This window comes from Microbacterium lemovicicum, from assembly GCF_003991875.1.
In the GTDB taxonomy this organism is placed as follows: Bacteria; Actinomycetota; Actinomycetes; order Actinomycetales; family Microbacteriaceae; genus Microbacterium; species Microbacterium lemovicicum.
This window is the reverse complement of the sequence record NZ_CP031423.1, coordinates 1,612,108-1,636,695: the sequence shown is the minus strand read 5'-3', so window position 1 is coordinate 1,636,695 and position 24,588 is coordinate 1,612,108. Positions and strand designations below refer to the sequence as shown.

Genomic DNA, 24,588 nt, shown 5'->3' with positions numbered 1-24,588 from the left:
TCGGCTGTCGGTCAGAACAGCACGGCGACCGCCGCGGTGCGGCTGGTCGACCCGAGGGCGGTCTCGGGGTCGGCCGGCACGAACACCACCGTGTAGCGATGGATGCCGCGGCTCAGCGTCGACGGCAGACGGAGCGTCGCGTAGCCGCCCTTCACCGAAGCCGTGCCGACGACCGTGGCACCCTCACGGAACTCGACCGTGCCGGCGACGCCGCTCGTGCCGCTCACCGTGGCGAGCAGCGTGGCCGGGAGCACCCGGTTGATGTGCACCGGCGGCAGAGCGATCAGGCCCGTGCGCGTGACGACCCGCTCATCGGCGCCGGCGGTGATGCCCACCAGCACGGGGTCGTGATCGGAGGAGCGGAACGGGTCGGGCACGGAGAACAGCGTGCCGTGCACGTTGTAGCGGCTGTACTCCAGCGCGACCGACTCCCCGGAGTTGATGTTCCAGATGTCGCCGCCCACGGCGCGCTCGCGCGCCGCTCCGCTCATCAGGATGTGGTCGAGCGATCCCGACAGACCCGAGAAGGAGTACGACGACGAGTCGATGCCCAGCGCCTTCTCGGCGTCGACGTATCCCGCCTCGAAGAGCACCTGCAGCGGATCCTCCTCGCCGTAGGAGTTGAAGTCGCCGACCAGATAGACCGAGTCCACGTCGCCCTGGATCGACGTGATCCAGTCGCGGAGGGCCGTCGCCTGACGCACGCGCGACTCGTTCGACGCACCCTGGCCGTCGCCGGTGTCGGCGTCTCCGGGCCAGGGGCCCGCCGATCCCTTCGACTTGAAGTGGTTCACGCCGAACAGGAAGCGCTCGCCGCCGGCGGCGGGACGGAAGACCTGCGCGAGGGGCTCGCGGGCGTTGCCGAAGGCCTGGTCGTCACCGGACTGCGTGCCCAGCGCCCGGGAGGCGCCGACGGGCGTGACGGCCGCGGGCTGGTAGATGATCGCGTTGGTGATGACGTCCTGCTCCGCCGGGTCGGGCAGCTCGGTCGATGACGGCACGTAGGCCCAGCGCTGCTCGCCCGCCGCCGCGTTCAGCGCCGCCACGAGCGTCGCCGTCGCCTCGTCGGGCGTCTCGCCCAGCGCCGCGCTGTTCTCGATCTCCATCAAACCGACCACGTCCGCGTCGAGGGTGGAGATCGCCGCGACGATCTTCGCCTGCTGGCGGGCGAGGTCCTGCGCGTCCCACGCTCCGCGCTGCCCGCAGCCGTCGCGCACCGTGTTGCCGTCGCCCGTCCGATCGGGGAACGCCACGCAGGTCGCCGTGTCGGTGCCGAGCGTCGTGAAGTAGTTGAGGACGTTGAACGACGCCACCTTCACGTCGCCGCCGACCGCGGCCGGGGCCGCCGTGCGCGGGTTGGAGAACTGCACCTCGTCCACGCCCGAGCCGTCACCGGTCAGCGGGGCGGTCGGGTTGAGCTTCCAGGCGTTGTTGCGCCAGTCGACGATGAGCGGTGCCGTGAAGGTCGCCGTCGCGCCGACCACGATCGGCTCGACCAGCGAGACGTACGGGGGCGTCAGCGCGCTGTTGGCCGCATTGAGGTAGTTCGTCGTCGCTCCGTCGTCGAGCACCACGGCACGGGCCGCGTTGTCGGCGGCGATGGCCGCCGCCTCCGGCGAACCCGGGCGCGCCGCATCCGTCGGCTGGCGCAGCGGCTCGTCGCCGAGCGCGAGCCCCACCTCGCCGTACTGGTTGGTGGAGTACGTGTTGCTGACCGTGTACGTGCCCTGCGGGGCGACCAGCATCGACTCGAGGCTCTCGCGCTGGCTCTCGGAGGAGGGCCAGGAGACGGATGCCGGGCTCGGCGCCGGCGCGTCCGCGATCTTCGTCGCGGCGCCGGGTGAGACCGAGAGCTGCGTCAGTCCGTTGAACTCGCCGACCACTCCCGTCGCCTGGACGGTGTCGCCGAGGGCGACCTCACCGGCCGCGGCGGGCGCGTAGACGAAGATCGCGTCGGACGCGGTGTGGACGGCGAGGTCGAGCGCGCCGCCGGTGCCCGGCGTCTGAAGGACGTAGCCGTTGAGACCGCCGGTCGGGTATGACGCGGTCACGACTCCCGTGGTGGTGACGGTCTGGCCCAGGTACGTCGAAGCGGCGCCCGTGCCCTGGATGGTCGCGATGACGATCGGATCCTGGGGCTCGGGCTCCGGGTCGGGATCCGGGTCGGGTCCCGGGTCGGCGCTGCCGACGGGCGTCGGGGCTCCGGCTGTGAAGTCGGCGCGGTTGTCGCCCGTGTTCGCTGCGGTCGCCGAACGGGAGACGGAGGTCGCGTTCGTGGTGGCGGGAGCGGCGGCGGAGCCGGCGAAATCGGTGGCGGCACCCCAGCCGACGTAGTCGATCACCTGGGGGAGTGCGGCGATGCCGGTGCCGGCTGCTCCTCCGGGGAGCGCGGTCTGGTCGGCGACGAGGGCGACGCGGCCGCCGGTGCCGCTCATCGCGATCCGCCCGTCGACGTCGGCGGTGAACGACGGGAGGGTCGTGTTGGCGCCCGTGGCCTGTCCGATGAGCAGCGCGTCACCCGGGGCGACGACGACGCCGGTAAGCGGAGTGATCGCCCACGCGGTGGAGGCGCCGAACGACGCGGGGCCGTACTGCACGCTCCAGGTGCCCAGGTCTGCCGGGGTCGTCCCGACGTTGCGCAGCTCGACGAAGTCGCGGTTGTAGGCCGCGCCGTTGTTGCCGCCGCCCCCGTAGACCTCCGTGATGACGACGGCCGCGTCGGGCGACACCGCCGCGGGACGGATCGTCGCGGGCTGGGCGGCGGAGGCGGCCGTCGGGAGGACGAAGCCGGTGATCGCCACGGCTGCGGCGGTCATCGCCGCGAGCGCGGATCTGGTGCGGATGCGGCGGGCGCGCGTGGCGCCGTCGGGAGGGTTCACGAGGGTGGACTCCTTGATCGTGTCGTGCGTCGGTCGATGGCGTACGGTCCCCGATGGTGCTTCCCCGCCTTCCACCCTGCCCCGCGGCATCCGTCATGACAAGGCCGCCGGGCGAACGGCGGGTGAATCCGGGATGACGGATGCCGCGGCCCCGGCTGATCCGCGCGCAGGAGCCGCACGGACCGGCCGCGTAGGATCGAGGGGACATGTCACCTCGTGCCTCCACGCCCCTGCAGCCCGCCGCGACGGCTCCTGCACAGCTGCGCAACTTCTGCATCATCGCCCACATCGACCACGGCAAGTCGACGCTGGCCGACCGCATGCTGCAGATCACCGGCGTCGTGTCCGACCGCGACATGCGCGCGCAATACCTCGACCGCATGGACATCGAGCGCGAACGCGGCATCACGATCAAGAGCCAGGCCGTGCGCATGCCGTGGGCGGCCGGCGACCAGACGTTCGCCCTCAACATGATCGACACCCCGGGTCACGTCGACTTCACCTACGAGGTGAGCCGGTCACTGGCCGCGTGCGAGGGGGCGATCCTCCTCGTCGACGCCGCTCAGGGCATCGAGGCGCAGACGCTGGCGAACCTCTACCTGGCGCTCGAGAACGACCTGCACATCATCCCGGTGCTCAACAAGATCGACCTGCCCGCCGCCGACCCCGACAAGTACGCGGCCGAGCTGGCGAACCTCATCGGCGGCGACCCCGCCGATGTGCTGCGGGTCTCGGGCAAGACCGGGATGGGCGTCGAGGAGCTGCTGGACCGGATCGTCCGCGACATCCCCGCCCCCACCGGCGATCCCGACGCACCCTCGCGCGCGATGATCTTCGACTCGGTGTACGACGCGTACCGCGGCGTCGTCACCTACGTCCGCATGATCGACGGGAAGCTGGAGCCGCGCGAGCGCATCCAGATGATGTCGACCAAGGCGACGCACGAACTCCTCGAGATCGGCGTCTCCAACCCCGAGCCCACGCCCACCAAGGGCCTCGGCGTCGGCGAGGTCGGCTACCTGATCACGGGTGTGAAGGACGTGCGCCAGTCGAAGGTCGGCGACACCGTCACGAACCTGCGGAAGCCGGCGACCGAGGCACTCCCGGGCTACACCGACCCGAAGCCGATGGTGTTCTCGGGCATCTACCCGATCGACGGCAGCGACTTCTCGGTGCTGCGCGAGGCGCTCGACAAGCTCAAGCTGTCCGACGCCGCCCTCCAGTACGAGCCCGAGACGTCGGTGGCGCTCGGCTTCGGCTTCCGCTGCGGGTTCCTCGGTCTCCTCCACCTCGAGATCATCACCGAGCGCCTCGCCCGCGAGTTCGACCTCGACCTCATCACCACCGCGCCCAGCGTGATCTACGAGGTCACCACCGACACGGGCGCCCACGTCACCGTCACCAACCCGAGCGAGTACCCCGACGGCCGCGTGGCCTCGGTGACCGAGCCGATGGTGAAGGCCGCGATCCTGCTGCCCAAGGACTACGTGGGCACCGTCATGGAGCTGTGCCAGTCGCGCCGCGGCGCGCTGCTCGGCATGGAGTACTTCAGCGAGGAGCGCGTGGAGCTGCGCTACAACATGCCGCTCGGCGAGATCGTCTTCGACTTCTTCGATCAGCTGAAGTCCAAGACCCAGGGCTACGCCAGCCTCGACTACGAACCCTCGGGCCAGCAGGAGGCCGATCTGGTGAAGGTCGACATCCTGCTCCAGGGCGACAAGGTCGACGCGTTCAGCTCGATCGTCCACCGCGACAAGGCCTACGCCTACGGCACGATGATGACCGAGCGACTGCGCAAGCTCATCCCGCGCCAGCAGTTCGAGGTGCCCATCCAGGCCGCGATCGGCGCCCGCATCATCGCGCGCGAGTCGATCCGCGCCATGCGCAAGGACGTCCTGGCCAAGTGCTACGGCGGTGACATCACCCGCAAGCGCAAGCTGCTGGAGAAGCAGAAGGAGGGCAAGAAGCGCATGAAGATGGTCGGCCGCGTCGAGGTCCCCCAGGAGGCCTTCATCGCCGCGCTCTCCGGCGACGTCGAGGGCAAAGAGAAGAAGTAGCCGGATGCCGCGGGCCGCAGCATCCGCTCAGTCCGACAGCAGGTGCCGCAGGTAGCGCTGCGGACCGGCGAGATAGGACCGCCAGTGGGCGACGAGCTCGAGGTCGTCCCAGTGCGCCGGGCGCAGGCCCCACGGCCCGAGTTCGAGGATGCGAGCGCCCGGCAGCGACGCCAGGATCGGCGAGTGCGTCGCGCACAGCACCTGTCCGCCGTCGGCGACGATGCCCGTGAGCGTCGAGATGAGCGCCAGCGTCGAGGAGAACGAGAGCGCGGCCTCGGGCTCGTCGAGGCAGTAGAAGCCGGGGGAGTCGAAGCGGGACTGGAACATCGCGAGGAACGACTCGCCATGGCTCATCTCGTGGAACCTCGGCTCGGGTACGGACGAGGGGTTCTGCTCGAGGTAGGTGTAGAACGAGTGCATCGTCTCGGCGCGCAGGAAGTAGCCCCACCGCGGCGCGCCGACCCCGCGCTGGAGTCGCAGCCACCTCGACAGGTCGGACTCCGACACGCGTGTGCGGTGCTGCGAGGAGGCGGAGCCGCCCTCGGCGCCGAAGCCGTAGGCGATGGCGATCGCCTCGAGCACCGTCGACTTGCCCGAGCCGTTCTCGCCCACGAGGAACGTCACGCCGGGATCGAGCTCGAGGCCGTCGGACAGCAGCTGTGCGACGGCGGGGATGGTGACGGGCCACCGCTGCGGGTCGGGGCGGCTGTCCTGCAGGTCGGCCGGCGGCCGCGCGTGCACGGCGACCACGGGCTGCTGGCGGAAGTCGGAGGCGCGCATGCGCGCAGTCTCGCACGCACCGGCGACACGTCCCGAGAAGTCACACAGGGCGGATCGGTAGGCTGATGGCATGCGCCGTGGGACGTTCAGGGACGAGACCGTCGACTATGCCGCCGTCGGCGGCACGCAGGCCAGCGACCTCATGCAGTACCCGCCGGAGCGCAGCATCCCGGCCGAGGAGTCATGGCGGATCGGCAGCGGGCAGGCGCGCTTCGAGACCGCCGGGGAGGCCCTGCTGTCGTGGTCCGCGCAGCGCGGCGGCGACCTCCGGCTGAGCGACGTGCGCCCCGCGGCGGGCCCCATGTACTCCGGCGTCAGCTTCGACGAGGAGGGCAACGCCGTCTCGCCGAGCCGGCTGGAGGCCGACCAGCGCTTCGACACCGACGGCACGCCGTACGTCGGCCCCGGCACGACCATCCGCCTGCACGGACGCGTCGACGGCATGAACGCCGACGCGGAGCTGCGCGTGATCTTCGCCATCGAGGAGGCCCGGCGTGTGGGCTTCGCGCTCGGCACGGTCGGCAGCTCGGTCGTCAGCGGCGAGGAGTCCTTCCTCATCGAGTGGTACCCGAACGACGAGGTGTGGTTCACCGTCCGCGCGTTCGACGCGCCCGTCGCCCTCGCCTACCGGGTGTTCCCCGCCCTCGTGCGGCGCCGCCGCAAGGCCCTCTTCCAGCGGTACCTGCGGGCCATCTCGCCGCTGTACACGTCCTGATGGGCGCGGCCCTTCCGCTCGGCGATCCCGCACCCCTCGACGGCCGGCTGCCGGACGACGTCCGCGCCCGTCCCGAGACGGACTTCTCGGTCTACCTGCACGTGCCGTTCTGCCGCGTGCGCTGCGGCTACTGCGACTTCAACACCTACACGTCCGACGAACTGCGCGGCGCGCGCCAGGACCAGTACGCCGACACCCTGCTCGACGAGGTCGCCCTGGCCCGCGGCATCCTGTCCCAGGCCGGTTCCCTGCGACCGGCCGCGACGGTGTTCTTCGGCGGCGGCACGCCGACCCTCCTGCCGCCCGGCGACCTCGGCCGCATGCTGCAGGGGGTGCGCGACGCCTTCGGCCTCGCCCCCGGTGCGGAGATCACCGTCGAGGCGAACCCCGACACCGTGACGGATGCCGCGGCCGCCGAGCTGGCCGAGGCCGGGGTCACGCGGATGTCGATCGGCATGCAGTCCGCCGTGCCGCATGTGCTCGCCGTGCTGGACCGCACGCACGATCCCCGCAACGTCGACACGGCGGTCGCCGCCGCACGTGCGGCCGGCCTCGAGGTGAGCCTCGACCTCATCTACGGCGCGCCGGGGGAGTCGCTCGACGACTGGCGGCGCTCGCTCGAGACGGTGCTGGCCCTCGAGCCCGACCACGTCTCGGCCTACGCGCTCATCATCGAGGAGGGCACGAAGCTCGCCCGCCGCATCCGCCGCGGCGAGGTCACCGCTCCCGACGACGACCTGCAGGCCGACATGTACGAGCTCGCCGACGCACGGATGGATGCCGCCGGGTTCGACTGGTACGAGGTGTCGAACTGGTCGCGGAGTCCGGCCCACCGCTCCCGCCACAACCTCGCGTACTGGCGGGGCTCGGATTGGTGGGGCTTCGGCCCGGGGGCGCACAGCCACATCGACGGCCTCCGGTTCTGGAACGTCAAGCACCCGGCGGCGTACGCCCAGCGGCTGCACGCCGGGCAGTCGCCCGCGGCCGGACGCGAGCGTCCCGACGCCGAGGCCCGGCGCCTGGAGGACGTGCTGCTGCGCAGCCGCATCCGCGACGGCCTGCCCGTGTCGGAGCTCCTCGGCGAGGGCCGGCACGCGATCGCCGCCCTCATCACCGACGGTCTCGTCGACGGGCCGGCGGCCTTCCAGGGCCGGGTGGTGCTGACCCTTCGCGGACGGCTGCTGGCCGACGCCGTCGTGCGGGCGCTGACACCCTGACCGCGCTCCCGGCTGGCAGCCGTGGCATCCGGTAGAATTGGCACTCCAGACCAACGAGTGCCAGACCGTGGGGAGGAGTCGACATGGTCACCGAGCGCGGACTGCAGGTGCTGCGAGCGATCGTGCAGGACTACGTCGACACCCACGAGCCCGTCGGCAGCAAGACCATCGTCGAGCGTCACGCCTTCGGGGTGTCGGCCGCGACGATCCGCAATGACATGGCCCTGCTCGAGGACGAGGAGCTCATCGCCGCTCCGCACACGTCGTCGGGTCGGGTGCCCACCGACAAGGGCTACCGCGTGTTCGTCGACCACCTCGCCGAGCTGCGGCCGCTGACCCCGGCGCAGCGCACCGCGATCTCGGCCTTCCTCGACGGACCGGCCGACCTCGACGACGTGCTGGCGCGCACCGTCCGCGCGCTCACCCAGCTGACCGGCCAGGTGGCGATCGTGCAGTACCCCTCCTTCGCGCGTGCCTCCGTGACGCACGTCGAGCTGGTGAGCCTCGGCTCGGGACGGATGCTGGTCATCGTCGTGACCGACACCGGCCGCGTGTCGCAGCGGATCGCCGTCGTCGGCCGCGAGTTCGACGACGAGGCCGTCGCCCGCATCCGCACGCGGCTGTCGGCGCTCGTCGTCGGCCTGTCCGTCAAGACCGCCGTCGCCCGTGTCGCGGAGATGATCGCCGGGCCACCGGTCGACGCCCGCCCCGGCGAGTCCGACGCCGTCCGCACCATCGCCGCCGTCATCTCGGAGGAGCTCGACGAGTTCCGTCAGGACCGGATGCTGCTCGCCGGCACCGCGAACCTCGCGCGGCGCGAGTCCGACTTCCGCGGCAGCATCTACCCGCTGCTGGAGGCCATCGAGGAGCAGGTGACGCTGCTGCGCCTCATGAGCGAGATGGTCGCCGACGAGCACGGTCTGGCGACGAGCATCGGCCGCGAGAACGAGCCGTTCGGCCTGTCCGAGGCGTCGGTGCTCGCGAGCGACTACGACGCCACCCGCGCCCGCGCGCGCGTCGGCGTCCTCGGCCCGACCCGCATGGACTACCCCCAGAACCTCGCGGCGGTGCGAGCCGTCGCGCGTTATCTCACCCGGATGCTCGAAGACGACGACGCCGCTCACTGAGCGGCGCCGACGGCATCCGTCACGAACGATCCCCGCGGCCACCGCGGGCAGGAAGGCGATTGTGGCTGACCACTACGAGGTCCTCGGCGTCTCGCGCGAGGCGACCCCCGACGAGATCAAGAAGGCGTACCGGCGACTCGCGCGCGAGCTGCACCCCGACGTCAACCCGGGCGAAGAGGCATCCGAGCGCTTCAAGCTCGTCACCCACGCCTACGACGTGCTGAGCGACGCCGAGCAGCGCCGCCGCTACGACATGGGCGGCAGCGACTCGCCCTTCGGCGGCGGGGGCGGCGCCGGGTTCGGCGGCTTCGGCGACATCTTCGAGACCTTCTTCGGCGCGGGCGGCGGCCAGCGCGCGGGCCGTCCGCGCTCGCGCGCCGAGCGCGGTCAGGACGCCCTCGTGCGCGTCACGCTCGATCTCAAGGACGTCGTCTTCGGCGTGCACCGCGACCTCGAGGTCGACACGGCCGTGCTGTGCGAGACCTGCGAGGGCTCGTGCTGCCAGCCGGGCACGTCACCCGTCACCTGCGACATCTGCCACGGCTCCGGCCAGGTGCAGCGCACCGTGCGGAGCCTGCTGGGCAACGTGGTCACCAACCAGCCCTGCAACGTCTGCCAGGGCTACGGCACCACGATCCCGTACCCCTGCGGCACCTGTCAGGGTCAGGGTCGCGTGCGCGCCCGCCGCACCGTCTCGCTCGACATCCCCGCCGGCGTCGAGACCGGGCTGCGCCTGCAGCTCCCCGGCTCCGGCGAGGTCGGACCGGCGGGAGGCCCGAACGGCGACCTGTACCTCGAGGTCACCGTGACCTCGCACGACAGGTTCAGCCGCGACGGCGACGACCTGCTCGCCACCCTCGAGGTGTCGATGCCCGACGCCATCCTCGGCACGCGCACCACGATCGAGTCGCTCGACGGACCGGTGGAGCTCGAGGTGCGCCCGGGAGTGCAGGCCGGCGACGTGCTGACCATCAAGGGCCGCGGCATCACCCCGCTCCGCGGCTCGCAGCGCGGCGACCTCCGCGTCGGCGTGCAGGTGGTGACGCCCACGCGGCTCGACGGCCGGGAGCGCGCGCTCGTCGAAGACCTCGCGAAGAAGATGAAGGCGCCGGCGCCGCACCTGTCGGAGTTCCACCAGGGACTCTTCTCCAAGCTGCGCGACCGCTTCCGGAACGGCTGATCCGTGGCGCTGCACTTCCTCGTCGACGAGGCGGGGGAGGCCCGGCCCGGTGACACGGTGACGCTCTCCGGCACCGAGGCCCACCACGCCGCCGTCGTCCGGCGCGTGCGCGTCGGCGAAGAGGTGACTCTCGGCGACGGCCGCGGCGCCTGGCTCCGAGGAACGTGCGAGAGCGTGTCGCCGCGCGAGGTCGTCGTGCGCGTCGCCGAGCGGACGGATGCCGCGGCCCCCGCGCCGCGCATCGTGCTCGTGCAGGCGCTAGCCAAGGGCGACCGCGACGAGCTCGCCGTCCAGGCCGCCACCGAGCTGGGCGTCGACGCGATCGTCCCCTGGCGGGCCGCCCGCAGCGTCTCCCGCTGGGACGCCGCCAAGGCGGAGAAGGGCCGCACGCGCTGGGCGACGATCGCCCGGGAGGCCGCCAAGCAGGCCCACCGCGCGTGGCTGCCCGAGGTCGAGCCGGTCGAGACGACGAGCGGCCTCACGGCACGGGCCGCAGCATCCCGGATGCTGGTGCTCGAGCCCACCGCGGAGCTCGCCCTCACCGGGGTGGAGCTCGATGCCGCCGACACCCTCGACGTCGTGCTCGTCGTCGGCCCCGAGGGCGGGATCGACCCGTCCGAGCTCGCCGCCCTGCGGGCGGCGGGTGCGCAGGAGGTGCGGCTCGGCGACACGGTGCTGCGCACGTCGACGGCGGGGCCGGCGGCGATCGCCGTCGTCAGCGCCGCCCTCGGTCGCTGGTAGCCGCCCGGGTCTTCGAGCGGCCCGTCGTTCCGCCGCCGTCGCCGACCCGGCGACCGGGTCGCTCGATAGAATGGCGGCATGAACGAGCCGAGCGTGTTCACGCGCATCCTGGAGGGCGAGATCCCCGCCGAGATCGTCGCGGAGACGCCGAACGCGTTCGTCATCCGCGACATCGCGCCGCAGGCGCCGGTGCATCTCCTCGTCATTCCGAAGACCCCGCAGTACCGCACGGTCGTCGAGCTCGCCGAGGGAGACCCCGCGTTGCTCGCCGAGATCGTGGCCCTCGCCGGCCGGATGGCCCGGGAGCACGCCGACGGCGACTTCCGGCTCGTCTTCAACACCGGCCCGAACGCGGGTCAGACCGTCTTCCACGTGCACGCCCATGTGCTCGCGGGGAGCCTCGAGGAAAAGAGCACAGGTGCCTGATCGCCACGACGAGTCCGCACGAGGGGAGTCGGTGACCGAACGCATTTACGCCGACGGTGTCGCGATGGTGCAGGTGCTGGGTCCGCAGGACCGCCTGCTGCGGGTCGTGGAGAAGGAGCACCCCGGCGTCGATGTGCATGTGCGCGGCAACGAGATCACCCTCACCGGCGAGGCCGCCGCGGTGGCCGCGGCCCGCTCGCTGGTGGAGGAGCTCCTCGCGATGACCCGTGCCGGCCAGGGGCTCGACCCCGCCGACGTCACGAGCTCGAACCGCATCCTGCGCCGCTCCGCGGACGCCGGCGGCGGTCCCCGTCCCTCCGAGGTGCTCGGCGAGGCCATCCTGCAGTCGCGCGGCAAGGTCATCCGCCCCAAGACGCTGGGACAGAAGGCCTACGTCGACGCGATCGAGGAGTCGACGATCGTCTTCGGCATCGGGCCGGCGGGAACGGGCAAGACCTACCTCGCCATGGCGAAGGCCGTGCAGGCGCTGCAGCGCAAAGACGTGAGTCGCATCATCCTGACGCGGCCCGCCGTCGAGGCGGGCGAGCGACTCGGCTTCCTGCCCGGCACGCTGACCGACAAGATCGACCCGTACCTCCGCCCGCTCTACGACGCGCTCAACGAGATGATGGACCCCGAGCTGGTGCCGAAGCTCATGGCGACGGGCACCATCGAGGTCGCGCCGCTCGCCTACATGCGCGGCCGCACCCTGAACGACTCGTTCGTCGTGCTCGACGAGGCCCAGAACACCACGCCCGAGCAGATGAAGATGTTCCTCACCCGTCTCGGCTTCGGCACGCGGATGGTCGTCACGGGCGACATCACGCAGATCGACCTGCCGCAGGGCGCGTCGGGCCTCCGCCTGGTCACACGGGTGCTCGACCACATCGACGACATCCACTTCTCGTACCTCACGAGCGAGGACGTCGTGCGGCACAACCTCGTGGGGCGCATCGTCGACGCCTACAGCGAGTATGACGAGCGCCGGCTCGTCGCCCGTCGCGAACGCGACGAGGCGGCCGAGTTCGCCAACCGCACCGAGCGCCGTGGCGGTCCGCCCCGCAGCGGCGGTCCGCGCGACCACTTCCCGAAGCAGGCACGTTCATGACGATCGAGATCAACAACGAGTCCGCCATCGCCATCGACGAGACGGTGTTGCTGCGGCTGGTGGAGCACGATCTCGCCGAGCTGCACGTCAGCCCCGACGCCGACGTCGCCATCGTGCTCGTCGACGAGGGCGCCATGGAGGCGCTGCACGTGCAGTGGATGGACGAGCCCGGTCCGACCGACGTGCTGAGCTTCCCGATGGACGAGCTGCGTCCCGGCACCGAGGAGATGCCCACCCCCGCGGGTCTGCTGGGCGACATCGTGCTGTGCCCCCAGGTCGCCGAGACCCAGGCGGCCGCCGCGCAGCACTCCATGATGGACGAGCTCATCATGCTCACCACCCACGGTCTGCTGCACCTGCTGGGCTTCGATCACGCCGAGCCGGACGACGAGAAGGAGATGTTCGCCCTGCAGCGCGACCTCATCATCGGGTTCCAGCACTCCGAACGCCGACGACGCAGAGCATGACCGCGACCCTGCTCCTGATCGCCGCGCTGCTGCTCGTGGCCTTCGGGGGCCTCATGGCGGCGATCGACGCCGCGCTCGGGGTCACCTCCCGCGCGGACCTCGCCGAGCTCGGCGAAGAGGGACGCAACGCCGGCTCGCTGACGCGGATCGCCGCCGATCCCGACGTGCACGAGAACGCCGTGGTGTTCATCCGCATCGTCGCCGAGACCGCCGCCGCGGTGCTGGTGACGGTCGCGTTCATGCTCCTGTTCGACAGCATCGGCTGGGCGGTGCTCGCCGCGGCCGTGCTGATGTCGGGGATCTCGTTCGTCGTCGTCGGGGCGAGCCCCCGCACCGTGGGCCGGCAGCACGCCAAGGGCCTGCTGCGCGGTTCGGCTCCGACGATCCGCTTCGTGCGGCTCATCCTCGGCCCGCTCGCGCACGGTCTGGTCGCGCTGGGCAACCGCGTGACGCCCGGTGTCGCGCGGGGCACCGGGTTCGCCTCGGAGGAGCAGCTGCTGAGCATGGTCGACGAGGCCGCCTCGCAGGACCTCATCGAGGAGGACGACCGGGAGCTCATCCACTCGGTGTTCGACTTCACCGACACGTTCGTCCGCGCCGTCATGGTGCCGCGCACCGACATGGTGACGGTCGACTCCTCGGCACGCACCCGCGAGGCGATGGCGATCTTCCTCGACAAAGGCGTGTCGCGCATCCCGATCGTGGACGACGAGGCCGACGACGTGACCGGGATGCTGTACCTCAAGGATCTCGTGCAGTTCGGGTTCAGCGACGAGGCCGGGTGGCGCGATGCGCCCCTCACCCGCGTCGCCCGGCCGGCCGTGTTCGTGCCCGAGTCGATGAAGGCCGAGACGCTCCTGCAGCAGATGAAGCGGGACGCGGTGCACGTGTGCCTCGTCGTGGACGAATACGGCGGCGTATCGGGCCTCGTGACCCTCGAGGACCTCATCGAGGAGCTCGTGGGCGAGATCGCCGACGAGTACGACCCGCGCGCCGACGAGGTGGCCGAGCTCGCGGACGGCAAGTACCGCGTGAGCGCGCGCCTCGCCCTCGACGAGGTCGGCGACCTCTTCGGCCTCGACATCGAGGACGAGGACGTCGACTCGATCGGCGGGCTCCTCGGCAAAGCGCTCGGCCGCGTGCCGCAGCCCGGCGCGACGACGGAGTACGCCGGTCTGCTGATGACCGGCGGCGCCTCGCGCGGTCGCGGACGCGGCATCTCCACCGTCATCGTCGAGCGCGCCGAGACGCCCGGCGTCGACGACGAGGACGATGACGTCTCCACCCGCTCGCGCGGTCCTCGGACCGGCGAGATCCAGCTCTCCAGGAAGGGCGACGCCCATGTCTGACACCCCCGAGGACCACCGGTCCGGTTTCGTCACCTTCGTGGGGCGGCCGAACGTCGGCAAGTCCACGCTGACGAACGCGCTCGTCGGCGAGAAGGTGGCGATCACCAGCGACAAGCCGCAGACCACGCGGCGGGCGATCCGCGGCATCCTCAATCGCCCGGCCGGCCAGCTCGTCATCGTGGACACCCCCGGCATCCACAAGCCGCGGACCCTCCTCGGCGAGCGGCTGAACAGCCTCGTCGAGCAGGTGCTCGGCGATGTCGACGTCATCGGCTTCTGCGTGCCCGCGACCGAGAAGATCGGCCCGGGAGACCGGCGCATCGCCCAGTCGCTCGACGGCTACGGCCGCGCGAAGAAGGTCGCGATCGTCACCAAGACCGATGCCGCCTCGCGCGACCAGATCGGCGAGCGGCTGCTCGAGGTGGACGCCCTCCGCGAGGACTGGGCCGCGGTCATCCCGATCTCCGCCCTCACCGCCGAGCAGCTCGACGTGCTGACGGACGAGCTGCTCCGCCTCATGCCCACGGGTCCCGCGCTGTACGGCGAGGACGTCGTGACGGACGAGTCGACCGAGGACCGCATCGCGGAGATGATCCGCGAGGCCGCGCTCGAGGGTGTGCGCGACGAGCTGCCGCACTCGATCGCCGTGACCATCGAGGACATCTCGCCGCGTGAGGACTCCGACCTCACCGACGTCTTCGCGAACATCGTCGTGGAGCGCGACAGCCAGAAGGCGATCATCATCGGCCGGAAGGGCTCGCGTCTCGCCGACGTCGGGCGTCGCTCCCGCGCGGAGATCGAGCCGCTGCTCGGCACGCGGGTGTTCCTCTCGCTGCACGTGCGCGTCGCCAAGGAGTGGCAGCGCGACCCGAAGCAGCTCGGACGCCTCGGCTTCTGACGGCCGGCGGTCATGGCCACGACACCCTTCACGCTGCCGCCCGCGCCGTCGGCGCTGCGCCTCGAGACCCCGCGCCTGGTGCTCCGCCTCCTCGAGGAGGCGGACATCCCCGCCATGACCGCGTACCGCGGCGACCCCGAGGTGTGCCGCTTCCTGCCGTTCGATCCGCAGAGCGCGGACGACATCCGCGGGCGGATCGGCCACCTCCTCGGCAGCACCGCCCTGGACGGAGAGCGCGGCGGCGTGGCACTGGCCGTCGTCCGTGCAGCGGACGACGTGCTCATCGGCGACCTCGTGCTCTTCCACCTCGACGCCGACTCCGGCACCGCCGAGCTCGGCTGGGTGACCCACCCCGCGGCGCGGGGCCACGGCCTCGCCACCGAGGCGGTCACCGCCCTCATCGACGCCGCCTTCGAGGTCTACGGCCTGCGGCGGCTGGTGGCGAGGATCGACGGGGACAACACCGCCTCGCGAGCCCTGGCCGCACGCGTCGGCATGCGCGAGGAGGCGCACCTCATCCAGGCCTCCTGGTTCAACGGGCGGTGGGCCGACGAGGTCGACACGGCGATCCTCGCCGACGAGTGGCGCGCGCGCCGCGCAGGCGCGACCGCGGGTGTTCGTCCACCCGCCGGCAGGTTGGACTGACGGCTTCTGCGGAATCGGGCCGGCGGATGCCGCAGCCCGCGTCACCCGAGCATGCCGAGTCGCGCAGCGACGCGCCGCGAGAGGCGCGACATCGCCGACGCGGCTGTCTCGCCGCCCCGCCGTTCTCGCGTGGGACTCGGTCGACGGCTGCGGCGGGAATGAGCCGGCGGATGCCGCAGCACGCGTCACCTGAAGCGACCGGATGCCGCGACAGCCGTCACCTGAAGCGACCAGATGCCGCAGCACGCGTCACCTGAAGCGCCGGATGCCGCAGCACGCGTCACCTGAAGCGACCGGATGCCACCCCGGCTCCCGCGAGGTGACGCCCGACCGGCCCGAGCCGGCCGCAGCATCCGCACGTGCGCAACTCCACGGATTGGAGCGGTATGCGCCGGTGGGGGATGCTGCGGCTCCGCTTCTGCGCGATCGCGTGGAGTTGCGCACCGATGTGTCCGGTGTCCGCGGCATCCGGGTCGCCGGCCATTCGGTCGACGGCTTATGCGGCAACGGGCCGGCGGATGCCGCGTCAACCGTCACCTGAACACGCAGACGCCGGCTGCATGCCGCGACAAGCGTCACCCGAACACGCAGACGCCGACTGGATGCCACGACAGCCGTCAGCTGAACACGCAGACGCCGACCGGATGCCGCAACGAGCTTCGCCGGGAGCGGAGCGGACGCCACGCCGGCACCCGTCACGTGATGCCGGCGCGACCTGACCGGGCCGCGGCATCCTGCTACCATCGAGCCATGCGTGCGGCCTCGCTCCTTCTTAGCTGCCGCGACGAGTCCTCGTTCTAGGGCCTCCCTCGTCGCGGAGCTCGTCGTTCGGCCCGCCATCCTCAGGCACTCTGCCAGCCCGATCGGGCGATGAAAGAAGCGACGAATCATGAAGAACACCCAGCAGCCGTCCGGCATGCCGATCCACAAGTACCGTCCGTACCACGAGCAGCTGCGGGTCGATCTGCCCGACCGCACCTGGCCCGACGCCCGCATCACCGCGGCCCCGCGCTGGTGCGCCGTCGACCTCCGCGACGGCAACCAGGCCCTGATCGACCCGATGAGCCCCGAGCGCAAGCGCATCATGTTCGACCTGCTGGTCGGCATGGGCTACAAGGAGATCGAGGTCGGCTTCCCGTCGGCCAGCCAGACCGACTTCGACTTCGTGCGCCACCTGATCGAAGAGGACGTCATCCCCGACGACGTCACGATCCAGGTGCTGGTGCAGGCCCGCGAGGAGCTCATCGCCCGCACGTTCGAGTCGATCCGCGGCGCCAAGCAGGCGATCGTGCACCTCTACAACTCCACGAGCGTGCTGCAGCGCGAGGTCGTCTTCCGCACCGACAAGCAGGGCATCATCGACATCGCCCAGCAGGGCGCCCGCTGGTGCAAGCAGTACGAGGAGACGGTCCCCGAGACCGCCGTGTACTACGAGTACTCGCCCGAGAGCTACACCGGCACCGAGCTCGAGTTCGCCGCCGAGGTGTGCAACAAGGTCATGGAGATCTTCGTCCCGACGGCGGAGCGCAAGGTCATCCTGAACCTGCCCGCCACCGTCGAGATGGCGACCCCGAACGTCTACGCCGACTCGATCGAGTGGATGTCGCGGCACCTGGACCACCGCGAGAACGTCATCATCTCGCTGCACCCGCACAACGACCGCGGCACGGCGATCGCAGCGGCCGAGCTCGGCTACATGGCCGGGGCCGACCGCATCGAGGGATGCCTCTTCGGCAACGGCGAGCGCACCGGCAACGTCGACATCGTCGCCCTGGGCATCAACATGCTGACGCAGGGGATCGACCCCCAGATCGACTTCAGCGACATCGACCAGGTCAAGCGCACTGCCGAGTACTGCAACCAGCTGCCGGTGCACGAGCGCAGCCCCTGGGCCGGCGACCTCGTCTTCACGGCCTTCAGCGGCTCCCACCAGGACGCCATCAAGAAGGGCTTCGAAGCCATGGAGGCCCGCGCCGCCGCCGAAGGCGTGTCGGTCGACGAGATCGAGTGGGCCGTGCCCTACCTGCCGGTCGACCCGAAGGACCTGGGCCGCTCGTACGAGGCGGTCATCCGCGTCAACTCGCAGTCTGGCAAGGGCGGGGTGGCGTACCTGCTGAAGAGCGACCACGCCCTCGACCTGCCGCGCAAGCTGCAGATCGAGTTCTCCGGCGTCGTGCAGGGCAAGACCGACGCCGAGGGCGGAGAGGTCACCAGCAGCCAGATCTGGGACATCTTCACCGACGAGTACCTGCCGTCCCCTGTGGAGGACGAGCGCTGGGGACGCTTCGAGCTGCTCTCCACGCGCACGTCGAGCGACATGTCCGGCGATATCGAGCTGTCGGTGACCCTGCGTGACGGCGAGGCCTCCGCGCCCGCGACCGGCCGCGGCAACGGACCCGTCGCCGCGTTCGTCGACATCCTCGCCCAGCACGGTTTCGACGTCACGGTCTACGACTACGTCGAGCACGCGCTCAGCGCCGGCGGCGACGCGCAGGCTGCGGCCTACGTCGAGCTGCAGGTCGACGGCGACCGCCTGTGGGGCGTCGGCATCGACGGCGACATCTCGACGGCCAGCCTCAAGGCCATCGTGTCGGGCGTCAACCGCGCCATCCGCACGCGCCGCGGCGCCCTCGCGTCCGTCTGAGCACGGCCATGGCCTACGCTCACGGTCACCACGAGAGCGTGCTGCGGTCGCACGCCGCACGCTCGGTCGCCGACTCCGCGGCCTATCTCATCCCGCACCTCCGGCCCGGCGTCCGCATCCTCGATGTGGGCGCCGGCCCCGGCACCATCACGGTCGACCTCGCCGACCGCGTCCAGCCCGGGCAGGTCGTCGGCGTGGATGCCTCACCCGATGTCGTCGCGCGGGCGGAGTCGATCGCGGGCGAGCGCGGCAACCTCGCCTTCCGTGTCGGCGACGCGTACGCCCTGGACGAGCCCGACGGCTCGTTCGACGTCGTCCACGCGCACCAGGTGCTCCAGCATCTCGAACGGCCCGTCGCGGCGCTGCGCGAGTTCCGGCGCGTGGCAGGCCCGGACGGACTCGTCGCCGCCCGCGACGTCGACTACGGGGGAGTGATCTGGTATCCGAGGCTGCCCGAGCTCGACGAGTGGATCACGATCTACCTCGCCGTGCACCGCGGCGTCTCCGGCGAGCCGGATGCCGGACGCCGCCTCAAGCACTGGGCGCGGCAGGCCGGCTTCACGTCGGTCATCTCGTCGGCCAGCGTGTGGCTCTTCGAGACCGAGGACAAGCGGGAGTGGTGGGGCGGCATGTGGGCCGACCGCGCCGTGTCGTCCGACTTCGCCGCGCACGCCGTGCGCCTGAATGTGGCCGACGCGGCGACGCTCGAGCGGATCTCGGCGGCCTGGCGCACGTGGGCGGCCGACCCGGACGCCTGGATCCTCCTGCCGCACGGAGAGATCATCGCGACCGGCTGAGCACGGCGACAGGACCCGCGAGACTGCAGCGGCACGGCGAGACGTAGGGCTTGACCCGCTGTCTCGTCGTGCCCTTGCAGTCTCGCGGGAACGCGCGAGTCTCGCGCGAACGCGGGTCCGACGTTGACGGATGCTACGGCTTGATGATCGGGATGGCCGAGGTCTCCACGGCCACCTTCCGCCTGTGCAGGGCGCGCTGCTCGGGAAGCGAGATGTCGAACACGACCGCGAGCAGCCGGATGACGGCCGTCACCACGATGGCGATCAGCGACGCGGCGAGCGACGGCGCGCCGGCCGACTGCGCCCCGGCCAGCACTGCGCAGCCGACGAGTGCGGCGACGGCGTACAGCGACCCGACGTGCATGATGGCGACGGGGAGCCCCATGATCATGTCGCGCAGGATGCCGCCGCCGACCGCCGAGCAGACGCCGACGAAGATCGCGGGCACGACGGGAAGCCCGAGCGTGAGGGCCTTGGTGGTGCCGAAGGCGCCGAAGAGCCCGATGACGACGGCATCGAGGCCGACGATCGCGGCGTTGAGCCGCTGGAACAGCCCGGCCAGCAGCATCCCGATCAGCGCGGCGCCCGTGGCGGTCAGCAGGTACCAGTTGCTCTGCAGCGTCGCCGCGGGGACGTTGAGCAGCAGGTCGCGGATGAGGCCGCCGCCCATGCCCATCACGATGCCGATGATGGCGACGCCGAGGAGGTCGAGCCGCCTGTCCTCTCCTCGGAAACCGGAGGCGAACAGCGCGCCCTGCACCCCGCCCAGCCCGACGGCGATCAGGTCCGCCCAGAGCGGGATGATGAGCCCTTGTCCGTCCACCCCACCATTGTGGCCGCCCGCGCGCCGCGGCACAGGACGCCGCGCGAGAGGCGTTCCCGCTCGGTCGGACACGGCACGCCACCGGCCGGGAGGAGGGTCGGCGAGAGATAATGGAACGTGCCCACCTACCGCGACGAGGTCGTGGTGCTGCGCACCCACAAGCTGGGTGAGGCGGACCGGATCCTCACCCTGCTCAGCCGACGGAACGGCAAGATCCGTGCCGTCGCGAAAGGCGTCCGGCGCACCTCCTCGCGCTTCGGCGCGCGCCTCGAGCCGTTCATGGTCGCCGACGTGCAGCTGTATCAGGGTCGCAACCTCGACATCGTGCAGCAGGCGGAGTCGCTCGGCGCGTACGGCGCCGACATCGCCGTGCACTATGACCGCTACACCTCCGCGAGCGCCATGGTGGAGACGGCCGACCGGCTGAACGAGGCGGAGTCCACCCCTGAGCAGTACCTGCTGCTCGTCGGCGGGCTGCGAGCGCTGTCGCGCGGCGAGCACGCGTCGCGCAGCATCCTGGACTCCTATCTCCTCCGCGCGATGGCGCTGTCGGGGTGGGCCCCGGGCCTGGCGGACTGCGCCCGCTGCGGCGCCCCCGGACCCCACGACGCGTTCGTCGCGCAGCTCGGCGGCATCGTCTGCTCGTCCTGCGCGCCCACCGGAGCCGCCCGCCTGGACGGCACCACCATCGGCCTGCTGAACGCGCTGATGGCGGGGGACTGGGACGACGTCGACGCCGCACCGCCCGGGGCGGAGGCCGCGGCATCCGGTCTCATCGCGGCCTACGCCCAGTGGCACCTGGAGCGCGGCATCCGCTCGCTCGAACACGTGGAGGGTCTGCGATGAGCCCCCGTCCGTACACGCATCGCGACGCCGTCCCCTACCGGCCGCTCGACTGGACCGGCGTGTATCCGCCCGCCTTCCCGCGCGGGGGTGTGCCCCGACACGTCGCGATCGTGATGGACGGCAACGGGCGCTGGGCCAACCGGCGCAGCCAGACCCGCATCGAAGGTCACAAGGCGGGGGAGGCCGCGCTCCTGGACGTCGTCGCCGGCGCGATCCAGGCCGGCGTGACGCACCTGTCGGTGTACGCGTTCTCCACCGAGAACTGGGCGCGCTCGCCCGAGGAGGTGCGCTTCCTCATGGGCTTCAACCGCGACGTGCTCCACCGGCGGCGCGATCAGCTCAACGAGTGGGGCGTGCGCATCCGCTGGTCGGGACGCAAGCCGCGCCTGTGGAACTCGGTCATCAAGGAGCTGCAGTACGCCGAGAAGCTCACCGAGGGCAACGACGTGCTCACCCTGACCATGTGCGTCAACTACGGCGGACGGGTCGAGATCGCCGACGCGGTCCGCTCCATCGCCGACGACGTCGCGGCCGGGCGCCTGCGGCCGTCCGCCGTGTCGGAGAAGCTCATCCAGCGCCGCCTGTACCAGCCGGACATGCCGGACGTCGACCTGTTCGTCCGCTCCAGCGGCGAGCAGCGCACGTCGAACTTCCTGCTCTGGGAGTCGGCGTACGCCGAGTTCGTCTTCCTCGACACCCTCTGGCCAGACTTCACCCGCGCCGATCTGTGGAACGCGATCGGCATCTACCTCGACCGCGATCGCCGCTTCGGCGGTGCCGTCGACACCCCCGAGCCGCCGGCGCTCTGACCGAGGGGTGTTCCGGGGCCCGGCGGCGCATCCGATCGCCGCCGGACGTATCACCCGCGCCACCGTCGCCTCTTCCCTGGTGAGCACGCACGTCGCTCCCGGACCGGGCGCGACGTGCGCTGTGATCCAGAGGGGAGCGCCGGCCCATGCGCACGCGCCGTCATCATCCGCACCGCGTCCGCCGCGGCATCCCGGTCTTCGCGCTCTGCGTCGCCGTCGTCGGCTTCACCGCGGCCTGCCTTCCCTCTGCTCCGTCCGGGGCGCCGGCCGCGAGCGCGCCGTCGTCGACGCGCACCGCGACGGCGACCGCCGACCGCGCGCCCTCATCGGTTCCCACCAGCGACGGCGAGGCGGACGCGTCCCAATCGACCGTCCGCACCGGACCGATCGCGCTGTACGGCGGACCCGCCTACGGCGACCAGGGCATCGAGGAGACCGGACCGGGGATCTGGTGCGACACGCTCGCGGTGTTCTGGGGCGGTGATGCGCCGATCCCCGCGGACGTGACCTTCACCGTCGACGCGGCGACCGCCGACGCCCCCGGCCTCGCCGTCGACGGGGGAGTCTGCGGCACGCGCGGCGCGGATCGCTCGTGCCTCGGACTCGTGGTCGCCGCCGACGACACCGGCCTCTTCTGCAGCCTCGTGCTCCGACCCGGGGCGGACTTCGTCGAGGGGACGGCCGTCGCCCTGTCGGGCACCCTGCGGTGTCTCCGCGCCGAGGCGTGCGACGCCGTCGCGGCACGGACCCATGATCCGAGCGCTCCGATCCTCGTCACCACCCCGGAACCCGCGTCATGAGCCGCCGCACCGCCCCGGTCGCGCAGGACGCCGCTGCGCCCGCGCCCACCGATGAGGCCGCACCGGCCGGTCTCGGCTTCGAGCGGTGGCTGGGACTGCTCACCTCGTTCGTCGCGCCGCTGACGCTCGTGACGACGCTGCTGTTCTACTTCGGCTACGTCTCGTCGCGGGAGTACTTCCGCTCCTTCGGCATCGACGTCGACATCCTCGGGTTCAGCTCGCAGCAGTTCGTGATGCGCAGTCCCGGCGCCCTGTTCGTCCCGGTGACGGCGCTCCTCCTGGCCACCGCCGCCCTCCTGATCGGACACCGGATGCTGAGGGTCGCCCTCCTGCGGTCGACGTCGGGCGCTCGACGCCGCGTCGTCGCCGCCTTCGCCGGCGCCGGGGTCGCGCTCACGGGCGGCGGTCTCGTCTTCGCCGTTCTGCTGCCGGCGCTCGACGACGGCGGCCCGTGGCCGCTGGTCGCACCGCTGGCACTCGCGGCCGGCGCGGGACTGGCCGCCTACGCGGTGAGTACGGCGCGCGTCCTGGCCGGCCGGCGCGACGGGCGCGCCGTGGCCGTCCTCCTCGTCCTGGTGATGGTCGCCGCGACCTTCTGGACGACCGCCACGGTGGCGCAGTGGTGGGGGCGCGGGGAGGCCCGCACCCTCGCGGCCGATCTGCGATCTCTTCCGGCCGTCGTGCTCGACTCGCAGGAACGGCTCTATCCGGGAAACGACGCCATCGGCTTCCAGGATCTCGCGCCGACCACGCCGCCGGCGGGCGCAGAGGAGCCGTCGGTGCCCGCGGAGACGACGCATCGCTACCGGTACAGCGGACTCCGACTCCTCGTTCGGGGCGACGGCGCCCTGTACCTCGTGCCCGACGTCTGGTCGCCCGACGCGTCGACGCTGGTAATCCCCGACGACCAGGACGTCCGCATCCGCTATCGCTTCCTCCCCGACGTCGCCGGCTGAGCCCGCTCGGCGCATCCGGAATAGACCGCGCCTCCTCGGCGGTTGCAGGGGATATGACGGATGCCATCAAGATCGACGTGTGGAGCGACATCGCCTGCCCCTGGTGCTACATCGGCAAGCGGAACCTGGAGACGGGGCTCGCCGCGGCATCCGGTGACGAGGACGCCCCCGTCGTCGAGGTGACCTACCACTCCTACGAGCTGTCGCCCGACACCCCGGTCGACTTCGAGGGCGGCGAGTACGACTACCTCGCGCAGCACAAGGGCATCACCCCCGACCAGGCCCGGCAGATGCTCGAGCGCGTGACCGGCGTCGCGGCCGAGGCAGGGCTGCAGTACCGCTTCGACCTGCTGCAGCACACCAACACCGTCAAGGCGCACGAGCTGCTGCACTTCGCGAAGGAGAAGGGCCGCCAGCTCGAACTCGCGGAGCGCCTCATGTCGGCCTACTTCACCGAAGGACGCCACCTCGGCAGGATCGAGGAGCTCGCAGCCCTCGCCGCCGATGCCGGACTCGACTCCGCGGAGGCGGAGGAGGCTCTCCGCTCGGGTCGGTACCTCGACGCGGTGCGCGCAGACCAGGCCCAGGCCACGTCGTACGGAATCACCGGGGTGCCGTTCTTCGTGATCGACGGGCGCTACGGCGTCAGCGGCGCGCAGCCCGCCGAGGCGTTCACGCAGATCACCCGCCAGGTGTGGGCCGAGCGGCACGCGGACGCCGACGCAGACGCCGTCGCCTGAGCCCCGGCATCAGCGGGGGAGGGCCGCCGTCAGCGCGGGAGGTTCTCCTCGATCACGGCGACGACCGCGGGGTCGTCGGGCTTCGTGGTCGGGCGGAAGCGATGCACGGCTCCGCCCGGCGTGAGGACGAACTTCTCGAAGTTCCAGAGGATCGGGCCTTTCTTGCCCTCCTCGTCCTTGGCCTTCTTGAGGGCCTTGTAGAGCTCCGCGGCCCCCGGACCGTTGACCTTCACCTTGTCGGCGATCGGGAAGCTCACGCCCCAGGTGGCGGAGCAGTACTCGAGGATCTCCTCCATCGACCCCGGCTCCTGACCCATGAACTGGTTGCAGGGGAAGCCGAGCACCGTGAAGCCGCGGTCGCCGTACGTGCGCTGCAGCTCTTCGAGCTGCTCGTACTGCGGCGCGAGGCCGCACCGCGAGGCCACGTTGACGATCAGGACCACCTTCTCGTCGTAGTCGGCGAGCGACGCCTGGGCGCCGTCGGAGGTGGTGAAGGGGATGTCACGGAGCGAGGTCTGAGCGGGGGCGGTCATGGGGCGATCCTACGACCGCATCTTCGGGGCGGGCTCCGCGTCGGACGGCTC

24 protein-coding genes are annotated in these 24,588 nt (G+C 71.4%); 20 read left to right on the top strand and 4 right to left on the bottom strand.

Going from position 1 to position 24,588, the window contains the following annotated elements; genetic code table 11:
* Window positions 1–11 precede the first annotated feature (11 nt).
* Window positions 12–2,816, bottom strand: a complete 2,805-nt coding sequence (locus CVS47_RS07585) for an ExeM/NucH family extracellular endonuclease (RefSeq protein WP_127097245.1) — start codon at window positions 2,814–2,816, stop codon at window positions 12–14.
* Between the two features lie 269 nt (window positions 2,817–3,085).
* Between CVS47_RS07585 and lepA the strand changes: the two genes are divergently transcribed.
* Window positions 3,086–4,936: a translation elongation factor 4 gene (lepA, locus tag CVS47_RS07580; protein ID WP_127095540.1), complete on the top strand. Its 1,851-nt coding sequence runs from the start codon at window positions 3,086–3,088 to the stop codon at window positions 4,934–4,936.
* A 27-nt stretch (window positions 4,937–4,963) separates the two neighbouring features.
* On the opposite strand, the gene CVS47_RS07575 is transcribed toward lepA, so the two are convergent.
* On the bottom strand, window positions 4,964–5,716 hold the full coding sequence (locus CVS47_RS07575; protein WP_127095539.1) for an AAA family ATPase: 753 nt from the start codon (window positions 5,714–5,716) through the stop codon (window positions 4,964–4,966).
* A gap of 70 nt (window positions 5,717–5,786) precedes the next feature.
* Between CVS47_RS07575 and CVS47_RS07570 the strand changes: the two genes are divergently transcribed.
* From CVS47_RS07570 to CVS47_RS07505, 14 genes are all read left to right on the top strand, one after another.
* The gene (locus CVS47_RS07570) at window positions 5,787–6,431 is read left to right on the top strand and encodes a DUF1990 family protein (protein WP_127095538.1); all 645 of its coding nucleotides are present in this window, start codon (window positions 5,787–5,789) and stop codon (window positions 6,429–6,431) included.
* Window positions 6,431–7,648 carry a radical SAM family heme chaperone HemW gene (gene hemW / locus CVS47_RS07565; protein WP_127095537.1) on the top strand — a complete coding sequence of 406 codons (1,218 nt, stop codon included), beginning with the start codon at window positions 6,431–6,433 and terminating at the stop codon, window positions 7,646–7,648. The genes CVS47_RS07570 and hemW overlap by 1 nt, the downstream gene beginning before the upstream one ends.
* 83 nt (window positions 7,649–7,731) lie before the next feature.
* The gene (hrcA, locus tag CVS47_RS07560) at window positions 7,732–8,775 is read left to right on the top strand and encodes a heat-inducible transcriptional repressor HrcA (RefSeq protein ID WP_127095536.1); all 1,044 of its coding nucleotides are present in this window, start codon (window positions 7,732–7,734) and stop codon (window positions 8,773–8,775) included.
* Window positions 8,776–8,836: 61 nt separating this feature from the next.
* A complete protein-coding gene (dnaJ, locus tag CVS47_RS07555; protein ID WP_127095535.1) occupies window positions 8,837–9,955 on the top strand; it encodes a molecular chaperone DnaJ in 1,119 nt (372 codons plus the stop codon).
* Window positions 9,956–9,958: 3 nt separating this feature from the next.
* The gene (locus CVS47_RS07550; protein WP_127095534.1) at window positions 9,959–10,696 is read left to right on the top strand and encodes a 16S rRNA (uracil(1498)-N(3))-methyltransferase; all 738 of its coding nucleotides are present in this window, start codon (window positions 9,959–9,961) and stop codon (window positions 10,694–10,696) included.
* Window positions 10,697–10,774: 78 nt separating this feature from the next.
* The gene (locus CVS47_RS07545) at window positions 10,775–11,122 is read left to right on the top strand and encodes an HIT domain-containing protein (protein ID WP_127095533.1); all 348 of its coding nucleotides are present in this window, start codon (window positions 10,775–10,777) and stop codon (window positions 11,120–11,122) included.
* Between the two features lie 64 nt (window positions 11,123–11,186).
* Window positions 11,187–12,230 carry a PhoH family protein gene (locus CVS47_RS07540; protein ID WP_241240334.1) on the top strand — a complete coding sequence of 348 codons (1,044 nt, stop codon included), beginning with the start codon at window positions 11,187–11,189 and terminating at the stop codon, window positions 12,228–12,230.
* Window positions 12,227–12,697 carry an rRNA maturation RNase YbeY gene (ybeY, locus tag CVS47_RS07535; RefSeq protein WP_127095531.1) on the top strand — a complete coding sequence of 157 codons (471 nt, stop codon included), beginning with the start codon at window positions 12,227–12,229 and terminating at the stop codon, window positions 12,695–12,697. The genes CVS47_RS07540 and ybeY overlap by 4 nt, the downstream gene beginning before the upstream one ends.
* Complete coding sequence (locus CVS47_RS07530; protein ID WP_127095530.1) at window positions 12,694–14,046, top strand: hemolysin family protein; 1,353 nt, start codon at window positions 12,694–12,696, stop codon at window positions 14,044–14,046. The genes ybeY and CVS47_RS07530 overlap by 4 nt, the downstream gene beginning before the upstream one ends.
* A complete protein-coding gene (gene era, locus CVS47_RS07525) occupies window positions 14,039–14,944 on the top strand; it encodes a GTPase Era (protein ID WP_127095529.1) in 906 nt (301 codons plus the stop codon). Before CVS47_RS07530 ends, era begins: the two co-directional genes overlap by 8 nt.
* 12 nt (window positions 14,945–14,956) lie before the next feature.
* The gene (locus CVS47_RS07520; protein WP_127095528.1) at window positions 14,957–15,589 is read left to right on the top strand and encodes a GNAT family N-acetyltransferase; all 633 of its coding nucleotides are present in this window, start codon (window positions 14,957–14,959) and stop codon (window positions 15,587–15,589) included.
* Window positions 15,590–15,854: 265 nt separating this feature from the next.
* Window positions 15,855–16,130, top strand: coding sequence for a hypothetical protein (locus tag CVS47_RS07515; protein WP_127095527.1), 276 nt, complete (start codon window positions 15,855–15,857; stop codon window positions 16,128–16,130).
* A gap of 348 nt (window positions 16,131–16,478) precedes the next feature.
* Window positions 16,479–18,233 carry a 2-isopropylmalate synthase gene (gene leuA / locus CVS47_RS07510; protein ID WP_127095526.1) on the top strand — a complete coding sequence of 585 codons (1,755 nt, stop codon included), beginning with the start codon at window positions 16,479–16,481 and terminating at the stop codon, window positions 18,231–18,233.
* An 8-nt stretch (window positions 18,234–18,241) separates the two neighbouring features.
* Window positions 18,242–19,030 (top strand): methyltransferase domain-containing protein, encoded by a 789-nt coding sequence (locus CVS47_RS07505; protein ID WP_127095525.1) that lies wholly within the window; start codon window positions 18,242–18,244, stop codon window positions 19,028–19,030.
* A 133-nt stretch (window positions 19,031–19,163) separates the two neighbouring features.
* On the opposite strand, the gene CVS47_RS07500 is transcribed toward CVS47_RS07505, so the two are convergent.
* On the bottom strand, window positions 19,164–19,853 hold the full coding sequence (locus CVS47_RS07500; protein ID WP_127095524.1) for a trimeric intracellular cation channel family protein: 690 nt from the start codon (window positions 19,851–19,853) through the stop codon (window positions 19,164–19,166).
* 117 nt (window positions 19,854–19,970) lie between these two features.
* On the opposite strand from CVS47_RS07500, the gene recO reads away from it, so the two are divergent.
* The 5 genes from recO to CVS47_RS07475 all read left to right on the top strand — a co-directional run bounded on the left by recO (window position 19,971) and on the right by CVS47_RS07475 (window position 24,004).
* Window positions 19,971–20,699 (top strand): DNA repair protein RecO, encoded by a 729-nt coding sequence (recO, locus tag CVS47_RS07495; protein ID WP_127095523.1) that lies wholly within the window; start codon window positions 19,971–19,973, stop codon window positions 20,697–20,699.
* Window positions 20,696–21,508 (top strand): isoprenyl transferase, encoded by an 813-nt coding sequence (locus CVS47_RS07490; RefSeq protein ID WP_127095522.1) that lies wholly within the window; start codon window positions 20,696–20,698, stop codon window positions 21,506–21,508. Before recO ends, CVS47_RS07490 begins: the two co-directional genes overlap by 4 nt.
* A gap of 146 nt (window positions 21,509–21,654) precedes the next feature.
* The gene (locus CVS47_RS07485) at window positions 21,655–22,308 is read left to right on the top strand and encodes a hypothetical protein (RefSeq protein ID WP_127095521.1); all 654 of its coding nucleotides are present in this window, start codon (window positions 21,655–21,657) and stop codon (window positions 22,306–22,308) included.
* Window positions 22,305–23,264 (top strand): hypothetical protein, encoded by a 960-nt coding sequence (locus CVS47_RS07480; protein ID WP_127095520.1) that lies wholly within the window; start codon window positions 22,305–22,307, stop codon window positions 23,262–23,264. The genes CVS47_RS07485 and CVS47_RS07480 overlap by 4 nt, the downstream gene beginning before the upstream one ends.
* Window positions 23,265–23,317: 53 nt before the next feature.
* A complete protein-coding gene (locus CVS47_RS07475) occupies window positions 23,318–24,004 on the top strand; it encodes a DsbA family oxidoreductase (RefSeq protein WP_127095519.1) in 687 nt (228 codons plus the stop codon).
* A 29-nt stretch (window positions 24,005–24,033) separates the two neighbouring features.
* Here CVS47_RS07475 and CVS47_RS07470 read toward each other — a convergent pair whose 3' ends face one another.
* A complete protein-coding gene (locus CVS47_RS07470) occupies window positions 24,034–24,537 on the bottom strand; it encodes a glutathione peroxidase (RefSeq protein ID WP_127095518.1) in 504 nt (167 codons plus the stop codon).
* Between the last annotated feature and the right edge of the window lie 51 nt (window positions 24,538–24,588).

What these genes read in the sequence shown, in the direction of transcription:
- CVS47_RS07585 (WP_127097245.1), bottom strand. Translation starts at nt 2,816, where the DNA reads ATGACCGCCGCAGCCGTGGCGATCACCGGCTTCGTCCTCCCGACGGCC.
- lepA (WP_127095540.1), top strand. Translation starts at nt 3,086, where the DNA reads ATGTCACCTCGTGCCTCCACGCCCCTGCAGCCCGCCGCGACGGCTCCT.
- CVS47_RS07575 (WP_127095539.1), bottom strand. Translation starts at nt 5,716, where the DNA reads ATGCGCGCCTCCGACTTCCGCCAGCAGCCCGTGGTCGCCGTGCACGCG.
- CVS47_RS07570 (WP_127095538.1), top strand. Translation starts at nt 5,787, where the DNA reads ATGCGCCGTGGGACGTTCAGGGACGAGACCGTCGACTATGCCGCCGTC.
- hemW (WP_127095537.1), top strand. Translation starts at nt 6,431, where the DNA reads ATGGGCGCGGCCCTTCCGCTCGGCGATCCCGCACCCCTCGACGGCCGG.
- hrcA (WP_127095536.1), top strand. Translation starts at nt 7,732, where the DNA reads ATGGTCACCGAGCGCGGACTGCAGGTGCTGCGAGCGATCGTGCAGGAC.
- CVS47_RS07545 (WP_127095533.1), top strand. Translation starts at nt 10,775, where the DNA reads ATGAACGAGCCGAGCGTGTTCACGCGCATCCTGGAGGGCGAGATCCCC.
- CVS47_RS07540 (WP_241240334.1), top strand. Translation starts at nt 11,187, where the DNA reads ATGGTGCAGGTGCTGGGTCCGCAGGACCGCCTGCTGCGGGTCGTGGAG.
- ybeY (WP_127095531.1), top strand. Translation starts at nt 12,227, where the DNA reads ATGACGATCGAGATCAACAACGAGTCCGCCATCGCCATCGACGAGACG.
- CVS47_RS07530 (WP_127095530.1), top strand. Translation starts at nt 12,694, where the DNA reads ATGACCGCGACCCTGCTCCTGATCGCCGCGCTGCTGCTCGTGGCCTTC.
- era (WP_127095529.1), top strand. Translation starts at nt 14,039, where the DNA reads ATGTCTGACACCCCCGAGGACCACCGGTCCGGTTTCGTCACCTTCGTG.
- CVS47_RS07520 (WP_127095528.1), top strand. Translation starts at nt 14,957, where the DNA reads ATGGCCACGACACCCTTCACGCTGCCGCCCGCGCCGTCGGCGCTGCGC.
- CVS47_RS07515 (WP_127095527.1), top strand. Translation starts at nt 15,855, where the DNA reads ATGCCGCAGCACGCGTCACCTGAAGCGACCGGATGCCACCCCGGCTCC.
- leuA (WP_127095526.1), top strand. Translation starts at nt 16,479, where the DNA reads ATGAAGAACACCCAGCAGCCGTCCGGCATGCCGATCCACAAGTACCGT.
- CVS47_RS07505 (WP_127095525.1), top strand. Translation starts at nt 18,242, where the DNA reads ATGGCCTACGCTCACGGTCACCACGAGAGCGTGCTGCGGTCGCACGCC.
- CVS47_RS07490 (WP_127095522.1), top strand. Translation starts at nt 20,696, where the DNA reads ATGAGCCCCCGTCCGTACACGCATCGCGACGCCGTCCCCTACCGGCCG.
- CVS47_RS07485 (WP_127095521.1), top strand. Translation starts at nt 21,655, where the DNA reads ATGCGCACGCGCCGTCATCATCCGCACCGCGTCCGCCGCGGCATCCCG.
- CVS47_RS07480 (WP_127095520.1), top strand. Translation starts at nt 22,305, where the DNA reads ATGAGCCGCCGCACCGCCCCGGTCGCGCAGGACGCCGCTGCGCCCGCG.
- CVS47_RS07475 (WP_127095519.1), top strand. Translation starts at nt 23,318, where the DNA reads ATGACGGATGCCATCAAGATCGACGTGTGGAGCGACATCGCCTGCCCC.
- CVS47_RS07470 (WP_127095518.1), bottom strand. Translation starts at nt 24,537, where the DNA reads ATGACCGCCCCCGCTCAGACCTCGCTCCGTGACATCCCCTTCACCACC.